The organism is Mycolicibacterium aromaticivorans JS19b1 = JCM 16368, from assembly GCF_000559085.1.
GTDB lineage: Bacteria > Actinomycetota > Actinomycetes > Mycobacteriales > Mycobacteriaceae > Mycobacterium > Mycobacterium aromaticivorans.
In genome coordinates, this window is record NZ_JALN02000001.1 from 5,438,959 (window position 1) to 5,453,928 (window position 14,970).

At 64.7% G+C, this 14,970-nt stretch carries 13 protein-coding genes; 4 read left to right on the plus strand and 9 right to left on the minus strand.

What is annotated here, in order from left to right:
- Positions 1 to 3: 3 nt before the first annotated feature.
- The 8 genes from Y900_RS26030 to Y900_RS26065 are packed head-to-tail and all read right to left on the minus strand — an operon-like array spanning position 4 to position 9,348.
- Positions 4 to 1,599, minus strand: a complete 1,596-nt coding sequence (locus Y900_RS26030) for an MCE family protein (RefSeq protein WP_036345316.1) — start codon at positions 1,597 to 1,599, stop codon at positions 4 to 6.
- Positions 1,599 to 2,903, minus strand: a complete 1,305-nt coding sequence (locus tag Y900_RS26035; protein WP_036345317.1) for an MCE family protein — start codon at positions 2,901 to 2,903, stop codon at positions 1,599 to 1,601. Before Y900_RS26035 ends, Y900_RS26030 begins: the two co-directional genes overlap by 1 nt.
- The gene (locus Y900_RS26040) at positions 2,900 to 4,375 is read right to left on the minus strand and encodes an MCE family protein (protein WP_036345318.1); all 1,476 of its coding nucleotides are present in this window, start codon (positions 4,373 to 4,375) and stop codon (positions 2,900 to 2,902) included. The genes Y900_RS26035 and Y900_RS26040 overlap by 4 nt, the downstream gene beginning before the upstream one ends.
- Positions 4,372 to 5,469, minus strand: a complete 1,098-nt coding sequence (locus Y900_RS26045) for an MCE family protein (RefSeq protein WP_036345319.1) — start codon at positions 5,467 to 5,469, stop codon at positions 4,372 to 4,374. Before Y900_RS26045 ends, Y900_RS26040 begins: the two co-directional genes overlap by 4 nt.
- A complete protein-coding gene (locus Y900_RS26050) occupies positions 5,469 to 6,494 on the minus strand; it encodes an MCE family protein (RefSeq protein ID WP_036345320.1) in 1,026 nt (341 codons plus the stop codon). Before Y900_RS26050 ends, Y900_RS26045 begins: the two co-directional genes overlap by 1 nt.
- On the minus strand, positions 6,491 to 7,678 hold the full coding sequence (locus Y900_RS26055) for an MCE family protein (protein ID WP_036345321.1): 1,188 nt from the start codon (positions 7,676 to 7,678) through the stop codon (positions 6,491 to 6,493). The genes Y900_RS26050 and Y900_RS26055 overlap by 4 nt, the downstream gene beginning before the upstream one ends.
- 12 nt (positions 7,679 to 7,690) lie before the next feature.
- Positions 7,691 to 8,539, minus strand: coding sequence for an MlaE family ABC transporter permease (locus Y900_RS26060; protein ID WP_036345322.1), 849 nt, complete (start codon positions 8,537 to 8,539; stop codon positions 7,691 to 7,693).
- A gap of 2 nt (positions 8,540 to 8,541) precedes the next feature.
- Positions 8,542 to 9,348, minus strand: a complete 807-nt coding sequence (locus Y900_RS26065; protein WP_036347859.1) for an MlaE family ABC transporter permease — start codon at positions 9,346 to 9,348, stop codon at positions 8,542 to 8,544.
- Positions 9,349 to 9,717: 369 nt separating this feature from the next.
- On the opposite strand from Y900_RS26065, the gene Y900_RS26070 reads away from it, so the two are divergent.
- The gene (locus Y900_RS26070; protein ID WP_081845247.1) at positions 9,718 to 10,524 is read left to right on the plus strand and encodes an SDR family NAD(P)-dependent oxidoreductase; all 807 of its coding nucleotides are present in this window, start codon (positions 9,718 to 9,720) and stop codon (positions 10,522 to 10,524) included.
- Position 10,525: 1 nt separating this feature from the next.
- Here the strand turns inward: Y900_RS26070 and Y900_RS26075 are convergent, their stop codons facing one another.
- Positions 10,526 to 11,104, minus strand: a complete 579-nt coding sequence (locus tag Y900_RS26075; RefSeq protein WP_036345323.1) for a TetR/AcrR family transcriptional regulator — start codon at positions 11,102 to 11,104, stop codon at positions 10,526 to 10,528.
- Positions 11,105 to 11,169: 65 nt separating this feature from the next.
- On the opposite strand from Y900_RS26075, the gene Y900_RS26080 reads away from it, so the two are divergent.
- The 3 genes from Y900_RS26080 (at position 11,170) to Y900_RS26090 (ending at position 14,969) form a co-directional block, all read left to right on the plus strand.
- Positions 11,170 to 12,312, plus strand: a complete 1,143-nt coding sequence (locus Y900_RS26080) for an acyl-CoA dehydrogenase family protein (RefSeq protein WP_036345325.1) — start codon at positions 11,170 to 11,172, stop codon at positions 12,310 to 12,312.
- A gap of 24 nt (positions 12,313 to 12,336) precedes the next feature.
- Positions 12,337 to 13,719, plus strand: a complete 1,383-nt coding sequence (locus Y900_RS26085) for an ABC transporter ATP-binding protein (RefSeq protein ID WP_337588786.1) — start codon at positions 12,337 to 12,339, stop codon at positions 13,717 to 13,719.
- A 65-nt stretch (positions 13,720 to 13,784) separates the two neighbouring features.
- On the plus strand, positions 13,785 to 14,969 hold the full coding sequence (locus Y900_RS26090) for a polyamine ABC transporter substrate-binding protein (RefSeq protein ID WP_036345326.1): 1,185 nt from the start codon (positions 13,785 to 13,787) through the stop codon (positions 14,967 to 14,969).
- Position 14,970 lies beyond the last annotated feature (1 nt).

Sequence of the window (14,970 nt, forward strand, 5' to 3'; positions counted from 1 at the left end):
TGATCATGTCGTCGGCAGCAGATCCTTCCACGACATATCCCCCTTCACGGTGGCCAGATTGGTCTGCTGGCCGACGTGGCCGTCGGGCGTGGCGTAATGCCCGGTGGCGGGGTCGTAGGTGGCGATTGCCACGGACGGCCCGCCTGCCGAACCCGGCGTGAACGCGCTCGGCGCAACCGCAGGCCCGCCGCCCTGATCGGTCGGCGCGATATCCGGAACGCCCTTGGGCGCCAACGTGTCCGGGACAGGCGGTATCGGCGTACCGGCAGGTGCCGGGACCGGCCCCGGCGGCAGCGGAGTGCCCTGCAGCGGCCCATAGATGTTGTTCTGGAACGTCGTCCGGTCGTCGGGCGGAATCCCCTGTGCGATCAGGTTGGGATCGATCGGGTTCGGACCGGTCGCATGCTGGCGCATCGCCAACGGCTCGAAAGGCTTGTCGCTGTCGCAGATCTCCACTGTTGGTGCCCGCTTACCAGGCTCGCCCTGGCAGGGATAGTTACGCGCACCGCGGACCGCGATCGGCGAGTCCTGCGGAAGCTTGCAGTAGAGACCGTCCGGAGTGTCGATGGTGGACGTGTCCTCCGGTGAACGCCACTGTGACGGAGGCAGGAAGCCCACCGTGCACGCGGGCGGATCGCTGATCGTCAGGGTGAAGTCACCCAGCGTCATACCCGTTGGGTTGTTCAGCGGCGAGCCGACCGCCTGGATCGAACCGATGTACGGCGGCAGCAGCACCAGAAGTTGTTCGAGGCTCTTGTTGTAGGTCACGCCGACCTGCCCCAGCGTGGTCAGACTCGCCAGCAGAATCGGTAGCGTCGGCTTCACCTGGTTGAACAAGGCGGAGGCCTCGTCGGCCGCGCCAGGCCCGTTGGCCAGGATGCCGCGCCACTGCGGATCGTTGGTATTGAGCTGGCCGGTGATGCCGGCCAGGCTGTGCGCCCAGGTGCGGATGGCATCAGTGGAGGCAAGCTGACCGTCCAGCAGCGGGCGGCTGTCTTCCACCAGGGTGCGCGTCTGATCGGCGGTCGCGCTGAAATCGGCGGCCAGCTTGGACGCCGAGTCGTTCAGCGTGGTGAGGTCGTCGCCGGCGCCGTTGAGCCCCTGATACGCGTTGTCCAACAGATCGGCGATGCGGTTGGTCGGGATGCTCTTGAGCAGCTCGTTCGTCTGATCGAGAACCGGGCCGACCGCCTGCGGGACGGTCGCGTTCTTGGCGGGAATGACCGACCCGTCCTGGAGGTAGGGCCCGGAATCGGTGTGCGGCACCAGATCCACGTACTGCTCACCGACCGCCGACACGCTGAGCACGCGGGCCTGCAGATCGGCGGGCACCTTCGGATTGCTGGCCAGCGACAGGGTGGCCACCGCCCCGGAGCGGGTCGGCACCACCTCGGTGACCTTGCCCAGCTGTACGCCGCGGTAGGTCACGTTCGAGAACTGATACAGCCCACCGGTTCTCGGCAGCTCGAGCTTGACCGTGATCCGCCCGATGCCGAGCAAGGTGGGGGCCTGCATGTAGACCACGACCATCACGGCGATCCCGACCACCGACGCGATCGTGAAGATGATCAGCTGATTGCGGACGAAACGCGTCAGCATCAGTTACCCCCGTCCTGTGGCGCTGCTTCCGGAGCCGGACCCGGCAGCGGGCCGGTCGCCGGACCCGGCAGCGGGCCGGTGCCCGTGCCGGGAGCGGGCTGCGTGGCACCAGTCAACGACGCCTGCCCCGGTACCGGCGCGGGACCAGGACCGAACTGCTGCGGAAGATCCGCCACCTGCGTCGGGGGCGGCGTCGGACTGAACGGAGCGTTCAGCGGATCGTATGTGTAGGTCGCGTACCACGGATCACCAGGAGCGGGAACGAGTTTGGCGTTCTCATCACCCCAGCGAGTACCCAGCATCAGGGTCTTCTTCAACCGCGGCACGGTGAAGTCGAAGATGATGAACTGGTTCAGGTAGTCGCCGCGGATCGCGCGGTCGATGACCTGCTGGGTGTAGGGGAACGTCGGCAGGTAGGCCAGCGCCGTGTCCAGCTTCGGTCCGACGTCGGCCAGTGACTTCAGCGTGGGCTCCAGGTTCTGCAGGTTGCGCACGAGGTCGGCCTTCGTGTCGTTGACCAGACCGGTGGCCAGGTTCGAGAAATCGCGGAACTTCTCCAGCGCCGTCGTGATGCGGGGACGTTCCTTGATCAGCACGTCCAGGGCAGGTGGGATCCGGTTCAGCGCGTCGGTCAGGACCCCCTGCTGGGCGGCGAATGTACCGGCCAGGCGATTCAGTGAGTTCACCGCCTCGTTGATGCTGTCGCGCTGGGTGGCCAGCAGGCCGACGAAATCGTTGAGCCGCGTGAGCAAGTCGCGGATCTGGTCGGTCCTGCCGTTGAGTGCGGCACTGAACTCATGGATGATGTCGCCGATCTGACCGAGTCCACCGCCGTTGACGACCACCGACAGCGCCGAGAGGGTCTGCTCGGTCGACGGGTAGGTCGACGAACGGTTGAGGCCGAGCGTTGCACCGGGTTGGAGGACCCCGGTCGGTGCTTGTCCCAGCGGTGGGTTCAGCGCCAGGTGCATCGAGCCCAACAGGCTGGTCTGCCCCACCGAGGCCACCGCATTGGCCGGAATCACGACGCCGGGCTGGACCGATACCTCGACATCGGCATGCCAGTCGGTGACCGTCATGTCACCGACACTGCCGACCACGACATCACCGACCATGACCGGCGAATTCGATTCCAGCTGGCCCACATTGGCGATTTCGATGTGGTAGGTGTTCGAACCCTTGCCGTGTCCGACGGTTCCCGGCAACGGCAGTGAGTTCAGACCACCGAAACTACAGCCGGTCACCGTGACCGCGACGCACGAGGCGGTCACCGCCAGGCGCTGCACCGAACCGCGACGAATCATGATGGCGGGTTCCCTTCAGCGGCGGCCGGAGCCGGAGCAGGCGGCGCCGCTTCAGCGGGCAGCAGCATGCCCTGCAAGTCCGAGGGCGGCTGGGCCGCGGGGCCGACCGGCACACCGGGCGGGACCGGTGCGCCCGGGAACAGCGCGGGCGACGGGTCGGCGGGCAGACCGTTCGGGGCGTAGGCGCCCTGATGGGTATTCGGCGGTCCACCCCAGCCAGCGGGGCCGGGGACGTCCCCGTTGTAGCCGGTGTACGCCGAGACCGCAGGCGGCACCTCGTATCCCGGCGGGGTCCCGCCCGTGCCACCCGGAGCCAGCGCGGGGTCGCTGTAGATCAGCTTGTCCGGGCTGGTGGACTTGCCGAGGTACGCGTTGAACGGGAACGGCAGGTAGTTGAAGTTGAGCAGCCGCAGCGCCGGGCCGAGGTACTGCGCGCACAGCTTGCCGGTCTCCGGTGCGGTGGCGTTCTGCACGGCCCCGATGGCCGAGCAGACGACCTGCAGCGGGTTGGAGAAGTTCGCCAGCGCGAATCCACCCATCGCGCTTTGGGAGTCGGGGTTGTAGATGTTGTACGCGTTGCCGATCGCGTTCGGCGCCACATGGAGCAGATTCTCGACGACGAGCTTGTTGTCGGCGAGGTTCTTGGTCACGTCGCCCAGCCGCTGAATCTGCTCGGCGGTCTGGTTGCGCGAACCCGCGATGAACCGTTTGACGTCGACCACCGCGCTGGACAGATTTGTCAGCGCCCCGTCGAGGTCAGACCGGCTGCCGTCGACCACGCTGGTCAGCGACGCCAACCGGTCCTGGAACTGGACGATCTGAGTGTTGCTGTCGCGCAAGGCCGTCACGAAGATCTGCAGGTTCTTGATGGTGTCGACGATGTTGCCGCTGCCGTCGGCAAGCACCTTGCTGACCCCGGACAGCTGCTTGATGGTGTCCCGCAGCTTCTCCCCGTTACCGTCCAGGGCGTTGGCCGCGCTGTCGATGAAGCGCCCGATGGATGTCGGCTGCCCGTCGCTTTTCGGGCCGAGATCGGTGGCCAGACGCATCAACTGTGTCTTGATCTCATCCCACTCGACCGGAACCGCGGTGCGGTCCAACCCGATCACCGCTCCGTCGGCCATTTTCGGGCCTTTGTCGTCGTAGGGCGGGGTGAGCTGGATGTAGCGAGCACCGACCAGGTTCTGCGAGACGATCACCGCCTCGGCATTGGCCGGAATCGGCACGTTCCGGTCGACGGCCAACACGAATTTGGCTTTGGTCCCCTGGGCGTCGATGGAGTCGATCTTGCCGACCTTGACCCCTGCGACCCGCACTTCGTCACCGGGGTAGATCGCGGTGGCGCTGGTGAAGTATGCCGTGATCGTGTTGGGCTTGAAGAACGCCTGGCGGACCAGCAGCGCGATCCCGCCGACGATCAACACGGCCAACACCGCGGAGACGACGACCGTCAGCCGCCTGCGAGACTTCATGGCTGCCCCCATCGCTCATTAGGCTGCGGTATTCCGTTGTACGGGAACGGGATTTCCGCTCGCGGTCCGGCATTGTCGGCCGGCTGCCCCGCATCGGTTCCGCGCCGGAAGCCCAGCGCATAGTCAAAGAAGGGCTGCAGGGTCTGCGCCGGGCTCAAGTTGGCGACGAAGGCGTTGTAATAGAACCCTCCGTTGACCGCTTCGGCCTGCGTCAGCTGGAACTTGGCCAGGCCCTTCATGGCCGCGGTGATGTTGGCATTGTTCTTCTCCAGCATCGCGGTCACCGAGTTGAGTTTCTCCAAAGCCGGTGCCAGATCCTTTTCGTTGTCGGCGACGAGCCCGCTGAGCTGCTTGGACAGCGCCGAGGTGGAGGCCAGCAGGTTCGCTATCGCGTAGCGGCGTTGCGACAGCACGCCGATCAGGTCGTTGGCGTTGAGCAGCAAGGTGTTCACCTGTGCACTGCGCTGCGACAGGATCCCGGTCACGTTGGCCGCACTCTTGAGCAGGTTGCCCAGTGATTCGTTGCGCTCGTTGATCATCCGCGACAGCTTGCTGATGCCGTCGAAGGTCGGGCCCAGCTGCGGGCTGATCCGATCGAGGGTATCGGACAAGGTGTCCAGCGACTGGTTGACCGCCGCGGTATCGGTGTCGGCGGTGTTGCCCGCGAAGTCCTCCAGCGACTGCGACAGCGAGTACGGCGATCCGGTGCGCGACACCGGAATGACGTCGCTCGCCGGCAGCGATCCCTTCCCGTTGGACTCCAACGTCAGAATCCGTTGTCCCAGAAGCGTTCCGGTACGGATATGGGCTTCTGTGTCGGCGCCGAGCCGAACCGAACCCTTGACCATGAACGTCACCAGTGCTTTGCCGTGCTGCAAAGACACATCCGAGACCGTGCCGACCTTGACGCCCGACACCTTGACGTCGTTACCGGCCTGCAGGCCGCCGGCTTCGGTGAACAGCGCCTGATGCCGGATCGACGTGGCAAGCGACACCAACCGCTCGGGCTGTAGCCCGATGGTGATGACGAGCACGATCAGCGCCAGGCCGATGAAGCCGGCTCTGATCAGCGAGGACCCACGATATTTGAGCATTAGGGCTCCGCGCACCTTCCAGTGTGTTGGATGATCCAGGGGAAGTAGGCGGTGCGGCCCTGCAGGTCGCTGACACGTAGCGACAAGCCGCACAGGTACTGGTTGATCCAGCTGCCGTACGACCCGAGCCGCACCACCTTGCGGTAATTCGCAGGCGCCTTCTGAATCGAGATGTCGAGCAGTTCCTTGTCCTGGTCCAGCAGCGGAGCCAGACGACCGAGCTGGTTGACGGTGCCGGCCAGCGGAGCGCGAGCCTGGTTCAGCAGATCGGTCAGCGACGCGGTGCCGTTGTCCAGCGCGGTGATCGACTCACCGATCGGGTCCTTGTCATTGGCAAGCTGGGTCACCAGGTTCTGCAGCTTGTCGACGGCCCCGGAGAACTTGTCACCGTCCTTGCTGATCGTGGTGATCACCGTATTGAGGTTGTCGATCAGCTGCTGGACCGTCTGCCCGTTGTCGGCCAGTGAACTGGTGAACGACTGCGTCTTGGAGAACAGCGAGTCGAGGTTGCCTTCCTGGCCCTGCAGGATCTGGATCAGCGCGTTGGTCAGCGCATTGACATCGTTCGGATTGAGTCCCTGGACAACGGGTTTGAGTCCACCGAGGAGCAAGTCGAGATCCAGCGCAGGCTCGGTGCGGTCCAGCGGTATCCGGCTGCCCGGCGGCTGGATCTTCGCCGACCCCGGGCTGTCGACCAGCTCCAGGTAACGGTCACCGACCAGGTTGAGGTAGCGCACCGTCGCCTTCGTGGCGGAGGTCAACACGATCTTGCGGTCGGCGTCGAAGTCGACGACCACTTTGTTGTCGGGTTGCAGCGCAACATCGGTGACCGTGCCGACGCGAACACCGGCCACCCGCACCGAATCTCCGGACTTCAGGCTGGAGGCGTCGGCGAACAGCGCCGAATATGAGTTGTCCGAACCCGTCCGATACTGGCCGAAAATCGCGAACAGGGCGGCCGTCAGCAAGATCATCACGACGCCGAACACGCCGACCTTGACGATGGTCTTCCACAGCGCGGTCATCCCGGTTGTCCGATCTGTGCGGAGTTACGCGGCGGTCCGTCCAGCGGGCCGAACAGGGCCTGCTTGAGACCATCGGAGTTGAGCAGGATGCCCTGGTTGCCGTACTGAGCCGGGTTCGCTCCGATGTCGGAGACCACGAACGGCGGGCTGGTCTCGAACGGCACCTTCGGCAAGTCGGTACATTGCGGACCGCCGGTCGCGGCGACCTTGGGCAGGTTGGCCGGGTACCGGTAACGCTCACGGCCGAGGAAGAACGACTGCAGCAGAACGGCGCCAGGCAGGGGCAGACCCGGTCCGGTGGCCAGCGGGATCAAGCCGCCGATACCGCAATTCAATGCCGGGCTGTATTTGTTGAGCAGGTCGGTGGTGGGAACCAACAGGTGAACCACGTTGGTCAATGATTGCCGATTCTCGCCCAAGACCTCGGTACCGATGTCGGCAAGGCCGATGGCGCTGACGAGCAGAGCGTCCAGGTTCTGGTTCTGGTCGACGATGGTGTCGCTGATCTTCGCCGAATTCTTGACGGTGTCGAGCAGATCACCGGAGGCGTCACCATAGGCATCGAACACCTGTGGTGCGACAGCCAATTCATGGTTGAGCGTGTCAAGGCTGGGATTGATCTTGGCCAGGGCGGTGTCCAGGTCCACCAAGGTCTGGCCGAACTTGTCACCGCGCCCGTCCAGCGACTTGGAGATCGCCCCGAGCGTCTGGTTGAGCTTGGTCGGCTCGATCTTGGACAGCACCGAAACCAGCTGCTGGAACACGGTGTTGATCTCGACGGTGACGTGCTTGCCGTCGATCACCTGACCGGCCTGGATGGACTTCGCCGACGGATCGGTCGGCGGGTTCAGCTCGACGAACTTCGAGCCGAACACAGTCGAGGATGTGATGTCAGCGCTGACGTTGGCCGGGATGTCGTTGACTCGCGCGGGATTGATCGCGAGATGCAATGCGGCTTTGCCGTCGGGCAGGGAATCGATGGAGGCGACCTTGCCGACCTGCGCACCGTTGAGCTTGACTTTGGCGTCGGGGTACATCACAAGGCCGGCACGGTCCGAGATCACGGTTACCGGAACGGTTTTGGTGAAGCTGTCCTGGAACAGTCCGACAGCCACCGCGATGATCGCGGCGATGACCACCACGGTCGCCAAACCGGCGATCGGGCGCGCGGCACCTGATTTCATCTCCGCTCCTCCCTATCCGGACAGGTTGAAGTTGCCGTTGGAGCCGTAGACGGCCAGCGATATGAGCAGGGTGACCGAGACGACCACGATCAGGGAGGTGCGTACCGCGTTGCCGACCGCGACGCCGACTCCAGACGGTCCGCCGGTGGCGAAGTAGCCGAAGTAGGTGTGGATCAACAGGATCGTGATCGCCATCAGGACCGCTTGCAGGAAACTCCACAACAAGTCGATGGGGTTGAGGAAGGTGTTGAAGTAGTGGTCATACAGGCCACCGGATTGGCCGAACAACACCACCGTGGTGAACTGGGACGCCACAAAGCTCAAGATGACCGCGATCGAGTACAGCGGGGTGATGGCCACCATCCCGGCCACGATCCGGGTACTCACGAGGTATTCGACTGGGGGGATGCCCATCGATTCCAGGGCGTCGATCTCCTCATTGATCCGCATCGCACCGAGTTGAGCCGTGACACCGGCGCCGAAGGTGGCGGCCAACCCGATCCCGGCCACCACCGGCGCCGAGATACGGACGTTGATGAACGCCGCCAGAAACCCGGTCAGTGCTTCGATCCCGATATTGCCCAGCGAGCTATAGCCCTGCACCGCCAACGTCCCACCAGCAGCCAAGGTGAGGAATCCGACGATCACCACGGTGCCGCCGATCATCGCCAACGTGCCCGCCCCCATGCTGATCTCCGCGATCAACCGGATGATCTCTTTCCGGAAATGCAACGCCGCATGCGGCGTGCCCGCGATCGCCCGACCGTAGAAGATCGTGTGATCCCCGATCCGGCCGATCGTGCCCAACGGCCGGCGCACCTGACGGGCGATCCGCGGATACAAAGCCTGTAACGACGCCATCTCTACCGGGCACTCATCCGGATACCGATCGCGGTCACCACCACGTTCACCACGAACAACGCCATAAACGCGTACACCACCGTCTCATTGACCGCATTACCCACCGCCTTGGCGCCACCACCAGTGATCGTCAACCCCCGATAACAGGCCACCAACCCCGCGATCAACCCGAACAACGCGGCCTTGACACACGAGATGATCACCTCCGGCACCCCGGTCAACAACGTGATCCCCGCCGCGAACGCCCCCGGATTCACATCCTGGACGAACACCGAGAACACATAACCACCCAAAATCCCGATGATCACCACCAACGAATTCAACAGAAGCGCAACCAAACCCGACGCCAACATCCGCGGAGTCACCAACCGCTGCACCGGATTGATCCCCAACACCTCCATCGCGTCGATCTCCTCACGGATCGTGCGCGACCCCAAATCCGCACACATCGCCGTCGCCCCGGCACCCGCCACGATCAACACCGTCACCAACGGACCCACCTGAGTCACCGCACCAAACGCCGCCCCAGCCCCCGACAAATCAGCAGCACCCAACTCCCGCAACAAAATATTCAGCGTGAACGACACCAACACCGTGAACGGAATCGCCACCAACAACGTCGGCGCCAACGACACCCGCGCCACAAACCACGCCTGCTCCAAAAACTCCCGCCACTGAAACGGCTTCCGAAAAATGAACCGCACAGCATCCGCCGACATCGCAAACAAGCCACCAATAGCCTGCATCGGACCCGACAGCCCGTTCAACGCAATACCCGGCGACCAACGATCTGATGTGGGATTAGCCATGGGTGTCTTCAGAACCTCCAACGTCATCGTGTTCATCGCCCCAGCGTCATGGCACTAACCGGTCCAAAACTGGAACGTGTTTCAACGACGCCAACGCAGATTAGTGCACTTACCGCCCGCGCGGTAGCGAATCTCGGCAATCGAGATGTGTGACTGGTGGTGTGGCTGTTTCTCGCCAGCTATTCGAGACGACTCGGGTGAAAGTGTCTCGTTCAGGTTCCCGCAAGCCGTCGCCACGGTGGAAGAGTGAACCGCTAAGCGACCGGGGTGGCGCCCGATTCCCGGTCAGCGGGATCCACTTCGCGCACCGGTGATCACGGCCCACAATGTTGGGCGACTTCATCGCAGACCGAACAGGAGTGGACCGCCATGGCGACCTTGCAGCGTTACACCGATCGTCGCGTGTTGGTCACCGGCGGCGGGTCCGGGATCGGGCAGGCCTGTGTGCTGCGCATTCTCGACGAAGGTGGCCGGGTGGTGGCGGCCGACATCAGCGAGTCCGGACTCAAAGACACCGTGGCCAAAGCAGGTGACGCCGGCGCTCGACTGAACACGGTCGTGGTCGACGTCGGCTCCGAGGACTCGGTGAAATCAGCTGTCGGTGAGGCGATCTCCGCGCTCGGCGGCCTTGACACGCTCGTCAATGTGGCTGGCATCCTGCGTTCCGACCACTTCCTGGACACCACGCTCGCCGGCTTCGAACAGGTGCTGCGGGTAAATCTGGTCGGCACCTTCCTGGTCACCCGCGAGGCGCTCCCGGCTCTCAAGGCCGGCACCGCCCCTGCCGTGGTGAACTTCAGCTCGACGTCGGCGACGTTCGCCCACCCCTATATGTCGGCGTACGCCGCGTCCAAAGGTGGCGTGCAGGCGATGACGCACGCGTTGGCTGCCGAGTTCGCCAAGGACGGCATCCGGTTCAACTCGGTCCAGCCGGGCTCGATCTCGTCGGGCATGACCGACGGCACCGGAGAGTCGAAGCAGAGCGTCGGGCCCGGGCTACCCGACGATGTCGACTACAGCCTGTTCGGCCGGGTCGCTCCCCTGGTGCCGTTGCCCAAGGGCGAGATCTTCGCCAAGCCCGATGCGGTAGCCAACGTCGTTGCGATGCTTGGCAGTCCGGATGCCTACTTCGTCTCGGGCACCGAGGTCCGGGTCGACGGCGGCGCCCACATGTGACTCAGGCGTCGATCCCGGATGTGAGGATGGCGGCCAGTTCCCGGTAGGCCGCAGCGTCGTCGAGTCCGGTCGTGGACCGCACGATCCCCTGCTGGATGCGGACCATCATCACCGCGGCCAGGTCCGCCGCAAAGGCCGCATGCACATCTCGAAACTCGTGCGAGGCAACACCTTCGGCGATCAACTCGCTGACCCGGCGGGCGGCGATCGAGGTGTTCTGCTCGTAGACGGCCCGTGCCGGCGCGAACGCGTCCAGGTCGGTCATGAAGCGGTCCGACGCGACCTCGAGCGCGGCGCCGACCGCGGCGAGGTAGGCGGTGATTCGCGATCGTGCGTCGCCGGCCCGGGCGACTTCCTGCTCGACATCGTCGGTGGCCCGCCGGAAGAAGTGGACGGCGACGGCGTGGACCAACTGCTCCTTGCTGCCGGCAAGTGTGTAGAGCGTGCCCTTCGAACAGCGCAGCCGGGCAGCGATGTCATCGAGGGTCAGGTGCGCAAAGCCCTCGGCGAGGAAGAGCGTGAGAAGCGAGTCGAACAGTTCGCCGCGGCGCCGGGTTCCGAAGCTCGGGCGGTTGGCCATCTGCGCAATAGTACTGGTAGATGTAAGCCAGTACTATTTTGAGTATCAATCGAGAGGTCCCGCCCATGCCCGTCGACCGACTGCTCCCCAACCCGGACGCCGCGGATCTCATCGCGTTGACCCGTGACATCTGCTCGCGTGTCCTCAACCCGATCGTCGACGAACACGAGCGGACCGAGACCTACCCTGACGGGGTTTTCGCCCAACTCGGCGCGGCCGGGCTGCTGAGCCTGACGCAGCCGGAGGAATGGGGCGGCAGCGGCCAGCCATATGAGGTCTACCTGCAGGTTCTCGAAGAGATCGCCGCGCGCTGGGCCGCGATCGCGGTGGCGGTGAGCGTGCACAGCCTGTCATGTCATCCGCTGCTGGCGTTCGGCACCGACGAGCAGCGCGCGCGGTGGCTGCGCGGCATGTTGTCCGGCGAGCAGATCGGCGCGTACAGCCTCTCGGAACCCCAGGCCGGGTCGGACGCAGCCGCCGTGCAGTGCAAAGCCACCCCGACCGAGGGTGGGTACGTCATCACCGGCTCGAAGGCGTGGATCACCCACGGCGGGCGGGCCGATTTCTACAGCCTGTTCGCTCGGACCGGCGAGGGTTCGCGCGGCATTTCCTGCTTCCTGGTGCCCGCCGATCAGCCCGGGCTGAGCTTCGGCAAGCCCGAAGAGAAGATGGGCTTGACGGCTGTTCCCACGACGTCGGCGTTCTACGACAACGCGGTCATCGAGTCCGACCGCCGCGTCGGCGCCGAAGGGCAGGGCCTGCAGATCGCGTTCAGTGCACTGGACTCCGGCCGGCTCGGCATCGCCGCCGTCGCCGTCGGCATTGCCCAGGCGGCCCTCGACGACGCGTGCGCCTACGCCAACGAGCGGACCACGTTCGGCCGCAAGATCATCGACCATCAAGGGCTGGGCTTCCTGCTCGCCGACATGGCCGCCGCGGTGGCCAGCGCCCGGGCCACCTACCTGGACGCCGCGCGGCGCCGCGATGCCGGCCTGCCGTACTCGCAACAGGCCAGCGTGGCCAAGCTGGTGGCGACCGACGCCGCGATGAAGGTGACCACCGATGCCGTCCAGGTGCTCGGCGGCGTCGGCTACACCCGCGACTACCGGGCCGAGCGCTATATGCGCGAAGCGAAGATCACCCAGATCTTCGAAGGAACCAACCAAATCCAACGCCTGGTTATCGCACGGGGGCTCACGACGGCCTGAACAGCGTTACGATCCGTCCCAGCGATGACCCTGAGCCACCTGGGCCGCGCCGAAAGTCGTGCCCCAACCCGGGTAGCGACGAGCGAATCCATCGAAGAATTCATATTTCGTTGCGGAATCGGTTGCGAAGAGCACGTAAATCCGCAATCGTTTAGGGGCGGAGTCGACGGGTCATGTCTCGCCGGCCCGCGGGATGAAGGAGGACGGGCCCTGACCGACACCGGCGCCACCGCCACCCAGCAGACCCCCGGACACACCGGACCACGACGCGCCAGCGGCGCACCGGTCATCGAGATCGACCACGTCGTCAAACGTTTCGAGGATTACGTCGCCGTCGCCGACGCCGACTTCTCGATCGGCGCAGGCGAGTTCTTCTCCATGCTCGGCCCGTCGGGCTGCGGAAAGACCACCACCCTGCGAATGATCGCCGGGTTCGAGCAGCCCACCGAGGGTGCGATTCGGCTCGAAGGCGTCGACGTGTCGCGGGTGCCTCCACACAAGCGCAACGTCAACACCGTCTTCCAGCACTACGCACTGTTCCCCCACATGACGGTGTGGGACAACGTCGCCTACGGGCCACGCAGTCAGAAGAAGGACAAGAACACGGTCAAGAAGAGCGTCGATGAGATGCTCGAGGTCGTTCGGCTCGCCGACTTCGCCCAGCGCAAGCCCGCCCAACTCTCCGGCGGCCAGCAACAGCGCGTCGCACTCGCCCGCGCGCTGGTCAACTACCCCAGCGCTCTACTGCTCGACGAACCACTCGGCGCCTTGGACCTCAAACTGCGGCACGTCATGCAGTTCGAACTCAAACGCATTCAGCGCGAGCTCGGCATCACCTTCGTCTACGTGACCCACGACCAAGAAGAAGCGCTCACGATGAGCGACCGGATCGCGGTCATGAACCAGGGCAATGTCGAACAGATCGGCACCCCGACCGACATCTACGACCGACCCGCGACCGTGTTCGTGGCCGGTTTCATCGGTCAGGCCAACCTCTGGCACGGCACGCAGACCGGCCGAACCAACCGCGACTTCGTCGAAGTCGAGGTGCTGGGCACCAAACTCAAGGCCCGACCCGGAGACACCACCATCGAACCCGGCGGGCAGGCCACCCTGATGGTCCGACCCGAGCGGGTTCGCGTCTCGATGGACCAACCGACCGGCGACATCGCCACCGTCGGCGCCAAAGTCGTCGACCTGACCTTCCAGGGGCCGGTGCTGCGACTGTCGATGGCCGTCGCCGACGGCTCCCCCGTCATCGCCCACGTCGGTCCCGAACAGAACCTGCCGATGCTGCGTCCCGGCGACGACGTCTTTGTGGCCTGGGCCCCCGACGCATCGCTGGTCCTGCCCGCCGCCGACATCCCCACCACCGAAGACCTCGAAGACATGCTCGACGACTCCTAAATCGCATCGACGCCGCTACCGCCGCTCATCCTCCGACCTTCCCTCAACGAAAGGCATTACGGCACATGGCCACAGAGAACGACCCCCGGATCTTTGCCTCGAACGCGTCCCGGCGCCGGTTCATCGGTGGCGGCGCCGCCGCTGCAGCCGCACTGGTCCTCGGACCGTCCTTCCTCGCCGCGTGTGGCAAGTCCGACAACAAGAGCAGCTCCAGCGGCCCGGCCACCCCGTCCGATGACGGCTCACCGGCCACCGGAAAGCTCCGCATCTCCAACTGGCCGCTGTACATGGCCGACGGTTTCGTCGCGGCGTTCCAGACCGCGACCGGAATCACGGTCGACTACAAAGAGGACTACAACGACAACGAAGAGTGGTTCGCCAAGAACAAGGAGCCGCTGTCGCGTAAGCAGGATATCGGCGCCGACCTGGTGGTGCCCACCCAGTTCATGGCCGCCCGGCTCAACGGGCTGGGCTGGCTCAACAGCATCAGCGAAAGCCGTTGGACCAACAAGAAGAACATGCGCGAGGACCTGCTCAACGCCAAGGCCGATCCGGGCCGTAAGTTCAGCGCTCCCTACATGTCGGGCATGACGGCGCTGGCCTACAACCGGGCCGCCACCGGTCGCGACATCACCAAGATAGACGACCTGTGGGATCCCGCGTTCAAGGGCAAGATCAGCCTGCTCGCCGACACCCAGGACGGGCTCGGCATGATCATGATGTCGCAGGGCAATTCGGTGGAGAACCCGACCAGCGACGGCGTGAACAAGGCGGTCGCGCTGATCAAGCAGCAGAAGGACGCCGGGCAGATCCGCCGATTCACGGGCAATGACTACGCCGACGACTTGGCCTCCGGCAATGTGGTTATCGCCCAGGCGTATTCGGGCGATGTGGTGCAGCTGCAGAAGGACAACCCGGACCTGAAGTTCGTGGTACCGGAGACCGGTGGCACCACGTTCGTCGACACCATGGTGATCCCCTACACCACGCAGAACCAGAAGGCCGCCGAGGCGTGGATCAACTACGTCTACGACCGGGCCAACTACGCGAAGCTGATCGCGCACACCCAGTACGTGCCGGTGTTGTCCGACATGACCGACGAGCTCAACAAGATCGACCCGAAACTGGCGTCCAACCCGTTGATCAACCCGCCGAAGGCGACCCTCGACAAGCTGAAGACCTGGGCCGCTCTCACCGACCAACAGACCGACGAGTTCAACAAGGCCTACTCCGCAGTCACCGGCGGATAAC

Coding starts and splice junctions, on each gene's coding strand:
- Y900_RS26085 (WP_337588786.1), top strand. CDS start 12,337: ATGACCCTGAGCCACCTGGGCCGCGCCGAAAGTCGTGCCCCAACCCGG.
- Y900_RS26090 (WP_036345326.1), top strand. CDS start 13,785: ATGGCCACAGAGAACGACCCCCGGATCTTTGCCTCGAACGCGTCCCGG.
- Y900_RS26035 (WP_036345317.1), bottom strand. CDS start 2,903: ATGATTCGTCGCGGTTCGGTGCAGCGCCTGGCGGTGACCGCCTCGTGC.
- Y900_RS26040 (WP_036345318.1), bottom strand. CDS start 4,375: ATGAAGTCTCGCAGGCGGCTGACGGTCGTCGTCTCCGCGGTGTTGGCC.
- Y900_RS26080 (WP_036345325.1), top strand. CDS start 11,170: ATGCCCGTCGACCGACTGCTCCCCAACCCGGACGCCGCGGATCTCATC.
- Y900_RS26050 (WP_036345320.1), bottom strand. CDS start 6,494: ATGACCGCGCTGTGGAAGACCATCGTCAAGGTCGGCGTGTTCGGCGTC.
- Y900_RS26065 (WP_036347859.1), bottom strand. CDS start 9,348: ATGGCTAATCCCACATCAGATCGTTGGTCGCCGGGTATTGCGTTGAAC.
- Y900_RS26030 (WP_036345316.1), bottom strand. CDS start 1,599: ATGCTGACGCGTTTCGTCCGCAATCAGCTGATCATCTTCACGATCGCG.
- Y900_RS26045 (WP_036345319.1), bottom strand. CDS start 5,469: ATGCTCAAATATCGTGGGTCCTCGCTGATCAGAGCCGGCTTCATCGGC.
- Y900_RS26060 (WP_036345322.1), bottom strand. CDS start 8,539: ATGGCGTCGTTACAGGCTTTGTATCCGCGGATCGCCCGTCAGGTGCGC.
- Y900_RS26075 (WP_036345323.1), bottom strand. CDS start 11,104: ATGGCCAACCGCCCGAGCTTCGGAACCCGGCGCCGCGGCGAACTGTTC.
- Y900_RS26070 (WP_081845247.1), top strand. CDS start 9,718: ATGGCGACCTTGCAGCGTTACACCGATCGTCGCGTGTTGGTCACCGGC.
- Y900_RS26055 (WP_036345321.1), bottom strand. CDS start 7,678: ATGAAATCAGGTGCCGCGCGCCCGATCGCCGGTTTGGCGACCGTGGTG.